The sequence below is a fragment of the Pseudomonas sp. UBA7530 genome, assembly GCF_002479365.1.
Classification (GTDB): Bacteria; Pseudomonadota; Gammaproteobacteria; order Pseudomonadales; family Pseudomonadaceae; genus Aquipseudomonas.
In genome coordinates, this window is record NZ_DLMS01000003.1 from 315307 (window position 1) to 332467 (window position 17161).

At 63.6% G+C, this 17161-nt stretch carries 14 protein-coding genes; 7 read left to right on the plus strand and 7 right to left on the minus strand.

From position 1 onward, the window contains the following. The first annotated feature begins 49 nt into the window (after positions 1-49). The 3 genes from B2U07_RS07505 to B2U07_RS07515 all read left to right on the plus strand — a co-directional run bounded on the left by B2U07_RS07505 (position 50) and on the right by B2U07_RS07515 (position 3443). On the plus strand, positions 50-1201 hold the full coding sequence (locus B2U07_RS07505) for a tyrosine-type recombinase/integrase (RefSeq protein WP_296276651.1): 1152 nt from the start codon (positions 50-52) through the stop codon (positions 1199-1201). A gap of 218 nt (positions 1202-1419) precedes the next feature. Continuing rightward, positions 1420-2340, plus strand: a complete 921-nt coding sequence (gene argF, locus B2U07_RS07510; RefSeq protein ID WP_296276653.1) for an ornithine carbamoyltransferase — start codon at positions 1420-1422, stop codon at positions 2338-2340. After that, the gene (locus B2U07_RS07515) at positions 2337-3443 is read left to right on the plus strand and encodes an ABC transporter ATP-binding protein (RefSeq protein WP_296276655.1); all 1107 of its coding nucleotides are present in this window, start codon (positions 2337-2339) and stop codon (positions 3441-3443) included. Before argF ends, B2U07_RS07515 begins: the two co-directional genes overlap by 4 nt. On the opposite strand, the gene B2U07_RS07520 is transcribed toward B2U07_RS07515, so the two are convergent. The 3 genes from B2U07_RS07520 to ybaK all read right to left on the minus strand — a co-directional run bounded on the left by B2U07_RS07520 (position 3444) and on the right by ybaK (position 6417). Then, positions 3444-4250: a PhzF family phenazine biosynthesis protein gene (locus B2U07_RS07520; protein WP_296276657.1), complete on the minus strand. Its 807-nt coding sequence runs from the start codon at positions 4248-4250 to the stop codon at positions 3444-3446. Between the two features lie 126 nt (positions 4251-4376). Beyond that, entirely contained in the window at positions 4377-5864 is a 1488-nt protein-coding gene (gene glpK, locus B2U07_RS07525; RefSeq protein WP_296276660.1) for a glycerol kinase GlpK, read from the minus strand. A gap of 82 nt (positions 5865-5946) precedes the next feature. After that, on the minus strand, positions 5947-6417 hold the full coding sequence (ybaK, locus tag B2U07_RS07530) for a Cys-tRNA(Pro) deacylase (RefSeq protein WP_024309310.1): 471 nt from the start codon (positions 6415-6417) through the stop codon (positions 5947-5949). 98 nt (positions 6418-6515) lie between these two features. Between ybaK and B2U07_RS07535 the strand changes: the two genes are divergently transcribed. The 3 genes from B2U07_RS07535 to bfr all read left to right on the plus strand — a co-directional run bounded on the left by B2U07_RS07535 (position 6516) and on the right by bfr (position 9748). Continuing rightward, positions 6516-7274 carry a DeoR/GlpR family DNA-binding transcription regulator gene (locus B2U07_RS07535; RefSeq protein ID WP_024309311.1) on the plus strand — a complete coding sequence of 253 codons (759 nt, stop codon included), beginning with the start codon at positions 6516-6518 and terminating at the stop codon, positions 7272-7274. Between the two features lie 205 nt (positions 7275-7479). Further along, positions 7480-9009 carry a glycerol-3-phosphate dehydrogenase gene (gene glpD / locus B2U07_RS07540; RefSeq protein ID WP_296276664.1) on the plus strand — a complete coding sequence of 510 codons (1530 nt, stop codon included), beginning with the start codon at positions 7480-7482 and terminating at the stop codon, positions 9007-9009. A gap of 268 nt (positions 9010-9277) precedes the next feature. After that, positions 9278-9748 carry a bacterioferritin gene (gene bfr / locus B2U07_RS07545; RefSeq protein WP_197856265.1) on the plus strand — a complete coding sequence of 157 codons (471 nt, stop codon included), beginning with the start codon at positions 9278-9280 and terminating at the stop codon, positions 9746-9748. Between the two features lie 56 nt (positions 9749-9804). Here the strand turns inward: bfr and B2U07_RS07550 are convergent, their stop codons facing one another. The 3 genes from B2U07_RS07550 to B2U07_RS07560 form a co-directional block, all read right to left on the minus strand. Then, positions 9805-11106, minus strand: a complete 1302-nt coding sequence (locus B2U07_RS07550; protein ID WP_296276666.1) for an MFS transporter — start codon at positions 11104-11106, stop codon at positions 9805-9807. 165 nt (positions 11107-11271) lie between these two features. Next, the gene (locus B2U07_RS07555) at positions 11272-14346 is read right to left on the minus strand and encodes an efflux RND transporter permease subunit (protein WP_296276668.1); all 3075 of its coding nucleotides are present in this window, start codon (positions 14344-14346) and stop codon (positions 11272-11274) included. 6 nt (positions 14347-14352) lie between these two features. After that, complete coding sequence (locus B2U07_RS07560) at positions 14353-15456, minus strand: efflux RND transporter periplasmic adaptor subunit (protein WP_275545906.1); 1104 nt, start codon at positions 15454-15456, stop codon at positions 14353-14355. Between the two features lie 148 nt (positions 15457-15604). On the opposite strand from B2U07_RS07560, the gene B2U07_RS07565 reads away from it, so the two are divergent. Further along, on the plus strand, positions 15605-16240 hold the full coding sequence (locus B2U07_RS07565; protein WP_275545907.1) for a TetR/AcrR family transcriptional regulator: 636 nt from the start codon (positions 15605-15607) through the stop codon (positions 16238-16240). Between the two features lie 9 nt (positions 16241-16249). On the opposite strand, the gene B2U07_RS07570 is transcribed toward B2U07_RS07565, so the two are convergent. Then, positions 16250-17035: a class I SAM-dependent methyltransferase gene (locus B2U07_RS07570; RefSeq protein WP_275545908.1), complete on the minus strand. Its 786-nt coding sequence runs from the start codon at positions 17033-17035 to the stop codon at positions 16250-16252. Positions 17036-17161 lie beyond the last annotated feature (126 nt).

Genomic DNA, 17161 nt, shown 5'->3' on the forward strand with positions numbered 1-17161 from the left:
GGTGCGTGATCGATGGGCGCGTCATGTACAGCAAGCGGAGATACAACGAATGGCTAGAAAGCCTATGGGTATGCCCGGAGGAGTCGAGATCGTCGGCAAGTCCGTCCGCATCCGGTTCACATGGAAAGGCGCCACGCCACCTCGGCGCTGTGAAACCCTCCCTATCCCGCCCACCCCGGCCGGGATCGCCCAAGCCGCCAGTCTTCGTGCTGACGTAAAGCAACTGATCAAGCTCGGCGTGATGACGGAGGAAAAGTACGCCGAGCTGTTCCCCTCCTCCAGCTACACGCTGCAGAACACGATTCCGCTCTTCGGCGAATACGCTCAGATGTGGCTCGACAGCCGAGAGATCGTCAAAGGCACGCGCGACAACTATAAGAGCACGCTGAACCGCTACTGGATGCCGCATTTCGCCCAGCGTCGTATCGACCAGATCGGGTCGGTTGACTGTCGGCGCGTGGTGTCGACCACCGAATGGCCGTCACCGGGCGTGCGCCGTAACGCCTGCGACAAAATGTCGAGCATCATGGAGTCAGCGGTACAGGACGGACTGATCTCGCGCAACCCGATAGCCTCGATAGCCAGGCCGCGCGTTACCAAGAAAGTCGTCGACCCCTTCACCCGCGAAGAGGCGGAACAGATCATCGCCTGGCTGTACGAAAACCTCGAAGGGCGCAGCAGGATCTATGCGTGCTACTTCGAGTTCGCGTTCTTCACAGGCATGCGCCCGTGCGAACAGGTGGCGCTCAAATGGAGCGAGGTCGATCTGAAGGCGAGAACGGCCCACGTTTGCAGGGTGATGGTCAGGGGAGGGATTCACGAGAGGGTCAAGACGAAACAGCATCGGCACGTCTTGATGAATGACAGGGCAATGCACGCCCTGGAGGAGGCAAGGAAGCTGACGGAGGGACGCAGCCGGTTTGTATTCGCGCCGGCCCTGATGGTCGACAAGAGCGTCGACTGGATCAGGTCCGACTCGACCACCAAGGAGCACTTCCTTGCCGCGCTGCAAGCGCTCGGCATCAGGCGGCGCCGGCAATACGACACCCGCCACACCTGCGCGACCATGTGCCTGATGGCAGGAATGAACCCGGCGTTCATTGCCAACCAGCTTGGCCACAGTGTACAAATGCTGCTCTCCACTTATGCCAAGTGGCTCAACTCCACCTCGGATTGGGCTGAGCTGCAAAAGCTGGATTAGCTGGATCGCGGTACGGAAATGGTACAAGCGCCGACCCCAAAGGCCCTAAAGCCGCGGCGCTTCGGCTGTTAGCTGGAAATCAGCGACATTTCCTTATAGGATCGCGCCTTCCCCTGTTTTCGTCGCACCCTGCGGCCTCCTGCCGCAAGCCCTGCTGTTTTTGTCGGTTTTGTCACCGGGCACAGGCTTGCGAACTGTAGTGATAAAGGTAGTTAACGATGAGCGTCAGACACTTCCTCTCGATGATGGATTACACACCGGACGAACTGGTGGGGTTGATCCGCCGAGCCATCGAGCTGAAGGACCTGCGCAACCGCGGCGTACTGTTCGAGCCGCTGAAGAATCGCGTGCTGGGCATGATCTTCGAGAAGGCCTCGACCCGCACCCGTCTGTCGTTCGAAGCCGGCATGATCCAGCTCGGCGGCCAGGCCATCTTCCTCTCGCCGCGCGACACCCAGCTAGGTCGTGGCGAGCCGATCGGCGACGCGGCCATCGTCATGTCGAGCATGCTCGACGCCGTGATGATCCGTACCTTCGCCCACAGCAACCTCACCGAATTCGCCGCCAAATCGAAAGTGCCGGTGATCAACGGCCTGTCCGATGACCTGCACCCCTGCCAGCTGCTGGCCGACATGCAGACCTACCTCGAGCATCGCGGCAGTATCACCGGCAAGACGGTGGCCTGGATCGGCGACGGCAACAACATGTGCAACTCCTATATCGAAGCGGCGATCCAGTTCGACTTCCAGCTGAAGGTCGCCTGCCCTGAGGGCTACGAGCCGGACGCGCGCTTCCTCGCGCTGGCCGGTGACCGCGTGCAGGTGCTGCGTGACCCGCGCGAAGCTGTGGCCGGCGCCCATCTGATGAGCACCGATGTATGGGCCTCCATGGGCCAGGAAGATGAAGCCGAACAACGCATGGCACTGTTCCGCCCTTATCAGGTCACCCCCGCATTGCTCGATAACGCCGCGCCAGATGTGCTGTTCATGCACTGCCTGCCGGCGCATCGTGGTGAGGAAATCAGCCTCGACATGCTCGACGACCCGCGCTCGGTTGCCTGGAATCAGGCCGAAAACCGCCTGCACGCGCAGAAGGCGCTGCTCGAACTGCTGGTCGAACCGGCGTACCACCACGCATGAGCCAGCCGCTGTTGCAGCTACGCGGACTGAACTGCGGCTACCAGAACCACAAGGTGGTGCAGGATCTCGACCTGCACCTCAACGCTGGCGATATCGGCTGCCTGCTGGGCCCATCGGGCTGCGGCAAGACCACCACGCTGCGCGCCATCGCCGGTTTCGAGCCGGTGCTCGAAGGTGAGATCGAACTCGATGGCGAAATCATCTCCCGCGCCGGTTTCACCCTGGCACCGGAGAAACGCCATATCGGCATGGTGTTCCAGGATTACGCCCTGTTCCCCCACCTCAGCGTGGCGGAGAACGTCGCCTTCGGCATCCGCAAGCAAGCCAACGCCGAGCGCGTCACCCAAGAGCTGCTGGAGCTGGTCAAGCTCGGCAACCTGGCCAAGCGCTACCCGCACGAACTCTCAGGTGGGCAGCAACAACGTGTCGCCCTGGCCCGCGCCCTGGCGCCGGAGCCGAAGCTGCTGCTGCTGGACGAACCCTTTTCCAACCTCGATGGCGAGTTGCGCCGGCGCCTGAGCCACGAGGTCCGCGATATCCTCAAGACCCGCGGCACCAGCGCCATTCTGGTCACCCATGATCAGGAAGAGGCTTTCGCGGTCAGCGATCATGTCGGCGTATTCCAGGGCGGCCGCCTGGAACAATGGGACACGCCCTTCAATCTCTATCACGAGCCGCTCACGCCCTTCGTCGCCAGCTTTATCGGACAGGGCTATTTCATCCGCGGCCAGTTGCTCAGCCCGGACACGGTACAGACCGAACTCGGCGTGATCCGCGGCAACCGCGCCTACACCTGGGCACAAGGCAGCGCGGTGGATGTGCTGCTGCGCCCGGATGACATCGTCGCCGATGAAGGCAGCGATCTGAAGGCGCGCATCGTCGGCAAGACCTTCCTCGGCGCCGCCACCCTGTATCGCCTGCAACTGCCCACCGGCAGCCAGCTGGAATCGATCTTCCCCAGCCATGCCGACCACCAGCCAGGCGATGAAGTGGGCATTCGCATCGCCGCCGATCACCTGGTGGCCTTCCCTGCCCTGGGCAGCGTGGCGGCGCAGCTGCAACTGAGCGATTCCGGCGGCGTGCGCCGGGTCAGCAGCAACTGATCAGAGCATCAGCTGGCCGCTGGCGATATGCCGCGCGTGGCCCGCGATCTTCACCCGGCCACCGTCCAGACGGCAGAGCAACTCACCACCTCGTGTCGAGCACTGAAAAGCGCTGAGCTCGCTGCGGCCCAGGCGTTCGGCCCAGTACGGCACCAGCATGCAGTGGGTCGAACCGGTCACCGGGTCCTCGTCGATGCCGATGGCAGGCGCAAAGTAACGCGAGACGAAGTCATGCCGCTCGCCTGCCCCGGTGATCAGCACGCCAAGGCCCGGCAACGCCGCGAGCGCCGGCAGATCGGGGGTGAAGCCGCGCACCTGCGCTTCGGACGCCAGCACCACCATCAATTCCTGCACGCTACCATCGGCATTGAGCAGGGCCAGCACCTGCTGCGCGGGCTGCCCCAGCGCGCGCTCGACCTCGGCTTGCAGCGACGCCGCCACCGGTACCACCGGACGCACGGGGAAATCCAGCTCCAGCCGCTCCCCTCGACGAGTCACGCGCAAAGCGCCGGACAGGCAGGTGAACTGCAGTACGTCGCCCGCCTCGTGATAGAGATCGAACAGCACCTTGGCGCTGGCCAGGGTCGCATGGCCGCACAGCGGCACCTCGCTGGTTGGAGTGAACCAGCGGATGTGCCAGGCCTCCCCTTCCTTCACCACGAATGCCGTCTCGGCCAGGTTGTGCTCGGCGGCGATACGCTGCATCAGCGATTCGTCCAGCCAGGCATCCAGGCGATAGACCATGGCGGGATTGCCCGCGAAAGGTTGCTCGGTAAAGGCGTCAACTTGATGAAATTCGAGCGGCATGATGCGTTTCTGGCCAGATCAGAAACGCCAGCATGCCTGCGCCAGGTCACCTGCAACAGGTACAGTTGCTGTTTTCCAGATACGCGAGAGCATCGCGGCTGAAGCCGCTCCTACGAGCCCGATAGATCAGGGCTCGCTGCGCACGCGCTTGACCGCATCCAACCAACCGGCGTAGAGACGCTCGCGATGCGCGTCGTTCATCCGCGGTTCGAAACGCTGCTGACGATGCCAATGACTGGCGACGGCATCGAGGTCGCGATACAGCCCGAGTTTCAGCCCTGCCAGATAGGCGACGCCGAGCGCAGTGGTCTCGGTGACTTCGGGCCGCTCGACACTGACACCGAGGATGTCGGCGAGAAACTGCATGACCCAGTTGTTCTCCACCATGCCACCGTCGACACGCAGCGCGCTGGGCGCCGCCGCGCCGTCCTGACGCATGGCTTCGAGCAGGTCGCGGGTCTGGTAGCACACCGACTGCAGGCCGGCGGTGACGATCTCCTTGATGCCGGTATCTCGGGTCAGACCGAAGATGGCGCCACGCGCCTTCGGGTCCCAGTAAGGTGCGCCCAGACCGGTGAAGGCCGGCACCAAAAACACCCCGCAGGCCTCTCCCGTCGCTTCGGCTAGGGCCTCGCTTTCGCGCGCATGGCTGATCAGCTTGATGCCGTCGCGCAGCCACTGCACGGCGGCGCCGGCGACGAAGATGCTGCCCTCCACCGCATAGGTGACCTTGCCATCGAGGCGATAGCCGACGGTGGTGAGCAGACGATTCTTCGAACTCACCGGCTGCTCGCCGGTGTTCTGGATCATGAAGCAGCCGGTGCCATAGGTACTCTTGACCATACCCGGTTCGAAGCAGGCCTGACCGATCAAGGCTGCCTGCTGGTCGCCGGCCATGCCCAGCACCGGGATGCTGGCGCCGAGCAGCTCGGCTTCGGTATGGCCGAACTCGGCAGCGCAGTCGAGCACTTCCGGCAGCAGGCTGGCGGGAATGCCGAACAGCTTAAGCAGCTCTTCGTCCCACTGCTGGGTGTGGATATTGAACATCAGTGTGCGCGAAGCATTGCTGGCATCGGTACGGTGCACCTTGCCATCGGTCAGACGCCACAGCAGGAAGCTGTCGACCGTACCGAAACGCAGCTCGCCGCGCTCCGCCCGCTCCTGTGCGCCCGGCACGTTGTGCAGGATCCAGCGCAGCTTGGTGGCGGAGAAATACGGGTCGATCAGCAGGCCGGTCCTGGCCGAAACCATCGCTTCGTGGCCTTGGTCCTTGAGTCCGGCGCAGTAGTCGGCGGTGCGACGATCCTGCCAGACGATTGCCGGATGGATCGGCGTGCCGGTCGCAGCATCCCAGACCAGCGTGGTTTCACGCTGGTTGGTGATGCCGATAGCAGCGATCGCATCGGGCTGCAGACCGCTGCTGGCGATGGCATCGCGGCAGACCTTGAGCGTGGACAGCCAGATCTCCTGGCCGTCGTGCTCGACCCAGCCATCCTGCGGGAAGTACTGCTTGAATTCCTGCTGAGCACGCGCCACGGGCAGGCCCTGAGCACTGAAGATGATGGCGCGGGAGCTGGTGGTGCCCTGGTCGATGGCTAGCAGGTATTGAGACATGCAAGGTTCCTTGTTGTTATTGCCAACGATCGCTGCTGTTGACCGCAGGATGACTTATTTTGCTTGCAGCATACTGCGCGGCTCAGGCTTTGCCGATAGCGGCAAAGTGTCCCTGAGTATGCTGGGCCAGGGTGTCGGCCGAGAGCTCGAGCTCCAGCCCACGCCGGCCGCCGCTGACATGAATGGTGGAATGCAGGCGCGCCGACTCGTCGATGAAGGTGCGCAGGCGCTTCTTCTGCCCCAGCGGGCTGATGCCGCCGACCAGATAGCCGGTGGCACGCTGCGCTGCCGTCGGGTCGGCCATATCGGCCTTCTTCGCTCCGGCAGCCGCCGCCAGCGCCTTGAGATCGAGGCTGCCGGCCACCGGCACCACGGCCACCAGCAGCTCGCCCTTCTCGGTGGCCGCGAGCAGTGTCTTGAATACGCGCTCGGGCGCCAGGCCCAGTTTCTCCGCCGCCTCCAGCCCGTAGGACGGCGCCTTGGGGTCGTGCTGGTAACTGTGTACGCGGTGTTCGGCCTTGGCCTTCTTCAACAGATCGATTGCAGGCGTCATGTTCGAATGTGAAAACACTGGGAAAGATGCCCTACATTAACAGGCCGAAATCCTCCGCATCTACAGCCTATAATGGGTGACCATCACAGGAAGCGCTCATGAATCTCGCTCCCCGCCAGCACGACATCCTCAATCTCGCCCGTGAACGCGGCTACGTCAGCATCGACGAACTGGCCCAGGCGTTCGCCGTCACGCCGCAGACCATCCGCCGCGACATCAACCAGCTGGCCGAGCACGGCCTGTTGCGCCGCACCCATGGCGGCGCCGCCTGCGAAGCCTCGAGCATCCAGAACACCGCCTATGGCATGCGCGCCGGGCAGATGCGCGAGGAGAAGCAGCGCATTGCCGAAGCCGTGGCGGCGCAAATTCCCGATCACGCCTCGCTGTTCATCAACATCGGCACCACCACCGAGGCCATCGCCCGTGAACTGCAGAACCACAAGGGTCTGAAGATCATCACCAACAACCTGCACGTGGCCGCTCAGCTCAGCGCCAAGGCCGACTTCGAGGTTCTGGTGGCCGGCGGTACGGTGCGCAGCGATGGCGGCATCGTCGGCCAGGCGGCGGTGGACTTCATCCAGCAGTTCAAGGTCGACTACGCCATCGTCGGCATCAGCGGCATAGACGAAGATGGCAGCCTGCTCGATTTCGACTACCAGGAAGTGCGCGTTTCCCAGGCCATCATCGAAAATGCCCGGCAGGTTTTCCTCGCCGCCGATTCCAGCAAGTTCGGCCGTAACGCCGTGGTGCGCCTGGGCTCCATCGCCCTGGTCGACCGAGTCTTCACCGACAGCGCCCCCTCGGCCGCTATCACCCGCCTACTGCATAGCCACAAGGTCCAGCTCGATCTGGTCTGATTGGCCTCTCGACGGCTGTCGCGTAGGGCGGGTGCAACCCGCCAGCAATGTCTCAGCGGGTTGCACCCGCCTTACAACAAACCCGATCTTTCCCTACCGCTCGGCGCGCAATCGCGTGCCGGGGTAGCGAAGCTGCGCATCTTCGTCTAGCATATTTTCGAAAGTGAACATAAACACATTCGAATCCAATAGCCGAGCGTGCCCTATGCCCCACGATCCATTCACCAGCCCCGTTGCGGAAGTCTATGACCTCGCCGTCGTTGGCGGCGGCATCAATGGCGTGGGCATCGCGGCGGATGCAGCCGGTCGCGGCCTGTCCGTGTTCCTTTGCGAAAAGGACGATCTGGCCAGCCACACCTCCTCGGCCAGCAGCAAGCTGATCCACGGCGGCCTGCGCTATCTGGAGCACCACGAGTTCCGCCTGGTGCGCGAAGCCCTGGCCGAGCGCGAAGTCCTGCTGGCCAAGGCGCCGCATATCGTCAAGCCGATGCGCTTCGTCCTGCCGCACCGCCCGCACCTGCGTCCGGCCTGGATGATCCGCGCCGGCCTGTTCCTTTACGATCACCTGGGTAAGCGTGAGCGCCTGCCCGCCTCGCGCGGCCTGCGCTTCGGTGCCGGCAGCCCGCTGAAACCCGAGATCAGCCGCGGCTTCGAATATTCCGACTGCTGGGTGGACGATGCCCGTCTGGTGGTACTCAACGCCATGGCCGCACGGGAGAAAGGCGCACACATCCACCCACGTACGCGCTGCGTCAGCGCCCGGCGCAGCAAGGGCCTGTGGCATATCCATCTGGAGCGCAGCGACGGCAGCCTGCTGTCGATTCGCGCCCGCGCGCTGGTCAACGCAGCCGGCCCCTGGGTCGCGCGCTTCATCCGTGAAGACCTAAAGCAGCAGTCGCCCTATGGCATCCGCCTGATCCAGGGCAGCCATATCGTCGTACCGCGCCTGTACGACGGCGAACAGGCCTACATCCTGCAGAACGAAGACCGCCGCATCGTCTTCGCCATCCCCTATCTGGAGCGCTTTACCCTGATCGGTACCACCGACCGCGAATATCAGGGCGACCCCGCCCAGGTGGCGATCACCGCCGAGGAAACCGATTACCTGCTCAAGGTGGTCAATGACCACTTCAAGCACCAGCTTGGCCGGGACGACGTGCTGCACAGCTTCGCCGGCGTACGCCCGCTGTGCGATGACGAATCCGATGAGCCTTCGGCCATCACCCGCGATTACACCCTGTCGCTCTCCGGTACGCCGGGCGAAGCGCCGTTGCTCTCGGTGTTCGGCGGCAAGCTGACCACCTACCGCAAGCTGGCCGAGTCGGCCATGCAGCAACTGGCGCCCTATTTCAGCAAACTCGGCCCGAGCTGGACGGCGAGCGCCCCGTTGCCTGGCGGCGAGGACATGCAAGACCAGAGCGCGCTGGTCGAAGCCCTTTGCGAACGTCATGGCTGGCTGCCTTCCAGCCTGGCCAGACGCTGGGCCACCACTTACGGCAGCCGCACCTGGCGCCTGCTAGAGGGCGTGCACAACCTCACCGACCTCGGCGAACACCTTGGCGCCGGCCTCTATACCCGCGAAGTGGATTATCTGCGCCGCGAAGAATGGGCGCGCGGCAGCGCCGACATCCTTTGGCGGCGCAGCAAGCTGGGGCTGTTCATGACGCCAATACAGCAGGCCCGCCTGCAGGACTACCTGGAAAGCCAAGACCCGCACTCCGCTCACGCCGCCTGAATTCTGCGTGCCCATGCCCCGCTTTGCGGGGCTTTTTTATGGCCGCTGAAAAATAAAAACACTCATCTTTTTAGGCGATTTAGCCGCAGTAGAACTTCCAGCAACTTTTTTATTACGCCTTTTCAATAACTTGGCACCAAGTTGCGGAATAAAAACATTCTTATTCAGTTTTATTTTTACTTATGTTTCAAGAACTTAGGTTTGACAGCAGAAAGAACTAGACAGAAAATTCAAGGCCATCACGGTCATTGAAACAGCTGGAGCGGTCATGAAAGGCGACAAGAAGGTCATTCAACACCTGAACAAGATTCTTGGTAACGAACTGGTCGCCATCAACCAGTACTTCCTGCATGCGCGTATGTATGAAGACTGGGGCCTGAAAAAACTCGGCGAGCACGAGTACCACGAGTCCATCGACGAGATGAAGCACGCCGACAAGCTGATCAAGCGCATTCTCTTTCTCGAAGGCATTCCCAATCTGCAGGACCTGGGCAAGATCCTGATCGGCGAAAACACCCAGGAAATGCTCCAGTGCGATTTGCAGATCGAGCACAAGGCGCATGCAGACCTTAAGGCCGCCATCGCCTACTGCGAAAGCATCGGTGACTATGCCAGCCGCGAGTTGCTCGAAGAGATTCTCTGCTCCGAAGAAGATCATATCGACTGGCTGGAAACCCAACTGAGCCTGATCGCAGCCGTCGGCCTGCAGAATTACCTGCAATCGCAAATGGACGAGTAACTCCACCACTGGATAAAAAACGGGAGCCGATGGCTCCCGTTTTTCGTTGCGTGCGCTTATTTCTGTGGGTCCGGCTCGCCATCGGAACGACCGATGCTGGCTGGCGCTTCCACCAGCAGTTCTTCCGGCACTTCCTCCACACGCGGGTCGAGCGCTGCGGCCATGGGGCTGACCGTATCCGGCATCGGCACGTGACTGAGCGGCGCCTCGTCGACCCGATGCTGGCCGGTAACGCGCTTGGGCTGCACCCAGAAGATCAGCACCACGGCATAGAGCGATACCAGCATGTAGAACATGCCCGGCCCGAAGTGCTGCATCATGAAGCCTGCCAACAGCGGGCCGATGCAAGCGCCAACGCCATAGGTGGTCAGCAGCATGGCCGACAGCGCCACCCGGCGTGATTGCTCGACGTGGTCGTTGCCCAGCGCCACGGCCAGTGGGTACAGGGTGAACAGCAACATGCCGGTGACGAAGCCGTTGGCCAGCAACAGCCAGTACGGCAGGTCGAACAGCCCCCACATGGGAATGGCGGTCAGGCACAGCAGGACGGCGTTGCCGCGAATCAACCAGCTGCGGTCCAGACGATCGGACAACCAGCCCAGCGGCCACTGCGCACAGAAGCCGGCGATGATGCACATGGCCACGAACAGGCTCGCCTGCGTGGTGTCCAGCCCGCTGCGGCTGGCGTAGACCGGCGCCAGGCCGTAGAAGGCGCCGACCATCAGTCCGGCGACGAAAATACTGCCCAGCGCCTGCGGCACACGCTTCCAGAAAAAACCGATTTCCAGCGGCGCAGCCACCAGCTTGGCCGGGTGCACGCGACGGGTTACGGCCAGCGGGATCAGGCAGGAGGCGAAACACATCGCCACCAGCACCAGCGGCTTGTAATCCAGAGTCGGGCTCATCGCCAGCAGACCTTGGCCGACCACCAGGCCCAGGTCCACGGCCACCATGTAGCCGGCGAACACTTTGCCGCGCATGTGGTTCTCGGACTGCTCGTTGAGCCAGCTCTCGATCACCATGTACTGGTTCATCATCACCGCGCCCATCACGAAACGCAGCAGCAGCCAGACCTCCAGGCGCTCGACCAGCACATGCAGCAGCACGATCACCGTGGCGAGGCCGGCGCAGGCGACGTAGGAGCGAATATGGCCAACGCTGGCGATCAGCTTGTGACCGAACTTGCCGCCGCATACCAGACCGAAGTAATAGGCCGCCATCAGGCCGCCAACCCAGGCGTCGCCCGCGCCCTCTTCGGTCAGGCGCAGCCCCATGTAGGTGCTGAACAGCCCCGAACCGGCCAGCATGAGTAAGGTGGCGCTATACAGGGCCGGGAAGGTGACGAGCGGGCTGAACATGACGACTCCAGAGAGAACGGCGGCGCGGCCGTCCGGCAAACTGGCCGACGGCGCATCGCGGGCCCGGGGCGGGCCAGCGAAAAGCGCGCATTATCCATATCCGCCACCTGCCCCGCCATGTCCGCCGGGCGCTTTGCCGCGAAACACGCGAACGCGTCTGTAGCGCTAGCGGGCCTCGCTTTCCTTGACCCGGAACCAGGCCGCATAGAGCGCCGGTAGAAACAGCAGAGTCAGTGCCGTGGCGACCACCAGGCCGCCCATGATGGCCACCGCCATCGGCCCGAAGAACACGCTGCGCGATAGCGGAATCATCGCTAGCACAGCGGCCAGCGCGGTCAGCACGATGGGCCGGAAGCGCCGCACCGTGGCCTCGATGATGGCATGCCAGCGATCCAGGCCATGGCTGATGTCCTGCTCGATCTGATCCACCAAAATCACCGAGTTGCGCATGATCATCCCGGCCAGGGCGATGGTGCCGAGCATGGCGACGAAACCGAACGGCTGGCGGAAGATCAGCAGGAACAGCGTCACGCCGATCAGCCCCAGCGGCGCGGTGAGAAACACCATGGCCGAACGCGAGAAGCTCCTGAGCTGCAGCATCAGCAGCGTCAGCACCACCACGATGAACAGCGGGATGCCGGCGTTCACCGATTTCTGCCCGCGCTGCGAGTCCTCCACCGTACCGCCCACCTCCAGCAGGTAACCATCCGGCAACTCGGCGCGGATCGGCTCCAGCGTCGGCAGGATCTGCTGGGTCAGGCTGGCCGGCTGCTGGCTGCCGTAGACGTCGGCGCGCACGGTGACGTTGGGCAGGCGGTTGCGATGCCAGATGATGCCTTCCTCGAAACCGTATTCCAGCGTCGCCACCTGCGACAGGGCCACGCTGCGCCCACTGTCGGTCGGCACCGCCAGGCTCGGTAGCAAGCTCAGCGCCTTGCGTTCCTGCGGTGTGCCGCGCTGGAGAATCTCGATCAGCTCATTGCCTTCGCGGTACTGGCTGACGCTGGTGCCGGACAGAGAGCCCTGCAGAAAGCGCGACAGCTCGGCGGTGTTGACCCCCAGCGCTCGCGCGCGATCCTGATCGATATTGAGGATCACCACCTTGCTCGGCTCCTCCCAATCCAGGTGCACGTTCACCACATGCGGGTTCTCGCGCACCTTGTCCGCCACCTGGCGAGCCAGGGCGCGCACCTCGGCGATATGCTCGCCGCTGACGCGGAACTGCACCGGATAGCCCACCGGCGGGCCGTTCTCCAGGCGGCTGACGCGGCTGCGCAAGGCCGGGAACTGGTCGTTCATCGTCTGGATCAGCCAGGTGCGCAGGCGCTCGCGCTCCTCGATGCTCGACGCCAGCACCACGAACTGGGCGAAGCTCGCCGCCGGCAATTGCTGATCCAGCGGCAGGTAGAAACGCGGTGAACCGGTGCCGACATAGGCGACATAGTTATCGATGCCCGACTGCTCCTTGAGCAGTTGTTCCAGGCGACGCACCTCGGCCTCCGTGGCGCTCAGTGAGGCGCCCTCCTCCAGCTTGATGTCGACCATCAGCTCCAGACGGCCGGAAGCCGGGAAGAACTGTTGTGGCACGAAGCGGAACAGCAATACCGAGCCGATGAACAAGCCGATGGTCAGCAGGATGACAATGCCGCGACGGCGCACACACCACTGGACCGTGGCGCGCACGCGGCGGTAGAACGGCGTCGAATAGGGGTCATGGCCCCCATCGCTGCCGCCATGTTTCGCCGCGTGCAGCTTGGCCAGGTCCGGCAACAGCTTGTCGCCCAGATAGGGCACAAACATCACCGCGGCGATCCACGAGGCGATCAGCGAGATGGCCACCACCTGGAAGATGGAACGGGTGTACTCGCCCGTGCCGGACTGCGCGGTGGCGATGGGCAGAAAGCCCGCGGCGGTGATCAGCGTGCCGGTAAGCATGGGAAACGCGGTGCTGGTCCAGGCGAAACTGGCCGCCTTGAAGCGGTCATAGCCCTGTTCCATCTTGATCGCCATCATCTCCACCGCGATGATCGCATCGTCCACCAGCAGGCCCAGGCCGAGCACCAGCGCGCCGAGAGAAATCTTGTGCAGGCCGATGCCTAAGTAGTACATGGCGGCGAAGGTCATCGCCAGCACCAGCGGGATCACCAGCGCCACCACCAGGCCGGTGCGCACGCCCAGGGAGAAGAAGCTGACCGCAAGCACGATCACCAGCGCCTCGACCAGTACCTTGACGAACTCGCCCACGCCGGCCTTCACCGCCGCCGGCTGATCCGACACCTTGCGCAGCTCCATGCCCAGCGGCAGGGTCTGCTGCAGGCGGGCGAATTCACCCTCAAGCGCTTTGCCCAGCACAAGGATGTCGCCGCCGTCCTTCATCGACACGGCAATGCCGATGGCGTCCTCACCCATGAAGCGCATGCGCGGCGCAGGTGGATCGTTGAACCCGCGCTTGACCTCGGCCACATCGGCAATGCGGAAGGTGCGATCACCGACCCGAATGGGGAAGTCGCGAATCTCCTGCACCGACTCGAAACGGCCGGTCACGCGCAGCTGAATGCGCTCGCTGGACGTCTCGAAGAAGCCGGCAGCCGCCACCGCGTTCTGCGCCTCCAGCGCCTGCTGCACCGCGGACAGCGGCAGGCCCAGGGTCGCCAGCTTGGTGTTGGACAGCTCGATCCAGATCTTCTCGTCCTGCAGCCCCACCAGCTCGACCTTGCCGACGTCCCTGACTCGCTGCAATTGCAATTGCAGGCGGTCGGCATAGTCCTTGAGCACCGCATAGTCAAAACCGTTGCCGGTCAGCGCATAGATGTTGCCGAAGGTGGTGCCGAACTCGTCGTTGAAGAACGGCCCCTGGATGCCGGGCGGCAAGGTGTGGCGAATGTCGCTGATCTTCTTGCGCACCTGGTACCACAGCTCGGGAATCTGCGAGCTGCGCATGGAATCGCGCGCCATGAAGGTAACCTGCGACTCACCCGGACGGGAGAAGCTGGTGATGCGGTCGTACTCGCCGGTCTCCATCAGCTTCTTTTCGATGCGCTCGGTGACCTGGCGCGAAACCTCTTCGGCGCTGGCGCCCGGCCAGTTGGTGCGAATCACCATGGCCTTGAAGGTAAAGGGCGGGTCTTCGCTCTGCCCCAGCTTGGTGTAGGACAACGCCCCCACCACGGCGAACAGCAGCATGATGTAGAGAACGATCTGGCGATGACGCAACGCCCAGGCAGACAGGTTGAAGCTCATGCCCGCTTACTCCTTGGCTGCCAGTTCGACATTGCGATTATCGCGATCGACAGGGCGCACTTTCAGCCCCTCGCGCAGCATCTGCACGCCAGCGGCCACCACCCAATCGGATGCGGAAAGCCCCTCCAGCACCGGCACGCGGTCGTCACCATAAGCGCCAACGCGGACCGGTCGGCGCTGCACGGTGTGCTCCCTGGGGTCGATGACCCAGACGAAGGCCTGCCCCTGCTCGGCGCTAAGTGCCGACAGCGGCACGGCCAGCGGCACCTCGCCGTTGCTGGCGATGAAGACGCGCGCGCTCTGCCCCAGCTCCGCCGGCACCTTGCCTTCGCTGAAGGCGACGCGGGCGGCGAAGGTACGTGATTGCGGATCGGCAGCCGGCGCCATCTCGCGAATGCGCCCGGGGAAGCGCTGGTCGGGTTGCGACCACAACTCCACCTCGACCGGCTGACCGATCTCGAAGCGACCGAAGCTCTGCTCCGGCAGACTGATCGACACTTCACGCTCGCCATCGGCGGCCAGGGTAAACACGGTTTGCCCGGCGGCCACCACCTGCCCGACCTCGACCGCACGGCGGGCGATCACGCCATCCTGCGAGGCGCGCAGCACGGCATAGCCGGTCTGGTTGCGCGCCACGTCGTACTCGGCCTTGATCTGTTTCAGACGGGCTTCACCGGCGCGGTACTGGTTCTCGACGTTGTCGAACTGCGAGCGACTGACCAGATTGCGCCCGAGCAGCGCCTTGTAGCGCTCGCGCTCGGCGCGCACGGTCTGCAGGTTGGCCTCGGCTGCCGTCATCTGCGCGCGCGTGGCTTCCAACTGCAGACGTACGTCCTGCGGGTCCAGCTCGGCCAGAGCCTGGTCCTTCTTCACCCGCTCGCCGACATCCACCATGCGCTTGCTCACCTTGCCGGCGATGCGGAAGGCCAGCTCAGGTTCGTAGCGCGCGCGCACCTCACCCGGATAGCTGTCCACCAGGGCGGTGGCCGGCTGCGGCTGCACCACCATGGCCGGACGCACCGGCTGCTCCATCTGCTCACCATTGCCGCAGGCAGACAACACAAAGACCAGACCCAGAGAAGCGATCAAGGGGAGAACGTGGCGGGACATGTGTGAGACCTTTCGAAGAAGGTTTGGAGCTGGCCCTAAGCTCACGGCGCTACCAGCGCCAAGGCTATCGGAGTTGCCCTTTGGAATATTTGTACTGGCGGGTATAGTAAAAATAGCAAACTCGCCAGTCCAGTATTAAAATCTGCTGATGCCAGACAAGTTGTTACAACCTTCCGGTCCCGGTCGCCCGAAGGATCCCGCCAAACGCCGCGCCATTCTGGAAGCGGCCAAGGGCCTGTTCCTGCGAAACGGTTACGACGGCAGCAGCATGGACGCCATCGCCGCCGAGGCCGGGGTTTCCAAGCTCACCGTGTACAGCCACTTCACCGACAAGGAGACGCTGTTCTCCGCGGCGATCAAGGCCAAGTGCGAGGAACAGCTGCCGGAACTGTTGTTCGAGCTGCCGGATAACGTGCCGCTGGAAAGCCAGTTGCTGGGAATCGCGCGCGGTTTCCTGGCGCTGGTCAACAGCCGTGAATCGGTGGAGATGCACCGGATGATGGTGAGCCTGGCCAGCCAGGGCTCCAAGCTGTCGCAGGTGTTCTACGAGGCCGGCCCGAAACGGGTGCAGGAAGAAATGGAAGTGCTGCTGCACAAGGCCGCCAGGCGTGGCCTGTTGAGCCTGGACGACCCGCGCCAGGCCGCCGATCATTTCTTCAGCCTGCTCAAGGGCGGCGCGCATTTCCGCCTGCTGATCGGCTGTGGTGAGCCGCTGCAGGGCGACGCCGCGGAACATCATGTGCAGGACGCGGTACAGCTGTTTCTGCGCGCTTATCGGCCCTGACAGCGCACTCTAGGCACCGGCTTCCAATTTCTTCTTCGGATAGATGTCGTAGCGACTGGATTTGCCTTCCAGCACATAGCCGGGCTTGCCGCCTTCGATGGCCGGCGCCTTGCGCGGGCGTTTGACCACCACACGATGGGTGGCCAGCGCCAGCGCCGCCTCGAGCAACGCCGGCGCGTCCAGATCGTCGCCGACGAAGGGGCGGAACAGGCGCATTTCCTTCTTCACCAGCGCACTCTTGTCGCGATGCGGGAACATCGGGTCGAGGTAGATCACCTGCGGCGGCTCACCTTGCCAGGCGCACATCAATTCGATGGCATTGCCAGTGAGCAGGCGCATGCGCGCGGCGATGGGCGCCACGTCGAGATCCAGCGCAGCACGTTGCAGACCGTCTTCCAGCAGCGCCGCGACCAGCGGCTGGCGCTCGATCAGCGTCATGTCGCAGCCCAGGCTGGCCAGCACGTAGGCATCGCGCCCCAGCCCGGCGGTCGCATCGAGAATGCGCGGGCGAATCCCCGATTGCACGCCCACCGCCTTGGCGATCATCTGCCCGCTGCCACCACCGAATTGACGTCGATGCGCCGCCGCACCCTCGACGAAATCCACCCGCACCGGGCCGGGTGCCTTGTCGCCCAACTCGACCAGCTGCAGCCCGTCATCCCCCAGTTGCAGGGCGAACTCGGTTTCCCCCTCGAGAGCCAGGCCCAGGCGCGCCGCCCACTGGGCCGCCGCTTCGGCGTACTGAGGGCGCAGGGCTTGGATGCGGATGCTGGCGTTGTGCCGCTCGTCGGTCATGGGTTCGTTCTGCTCAAAAATCACTCAAAGCATCGACCGCTCGGTCGACATCGAAGGAGCGGCATTCTGCCAGACCCGGCCGCCGACAGCCGCATCGAGAATGAACATCCGCTCTGCGCCGAAGCA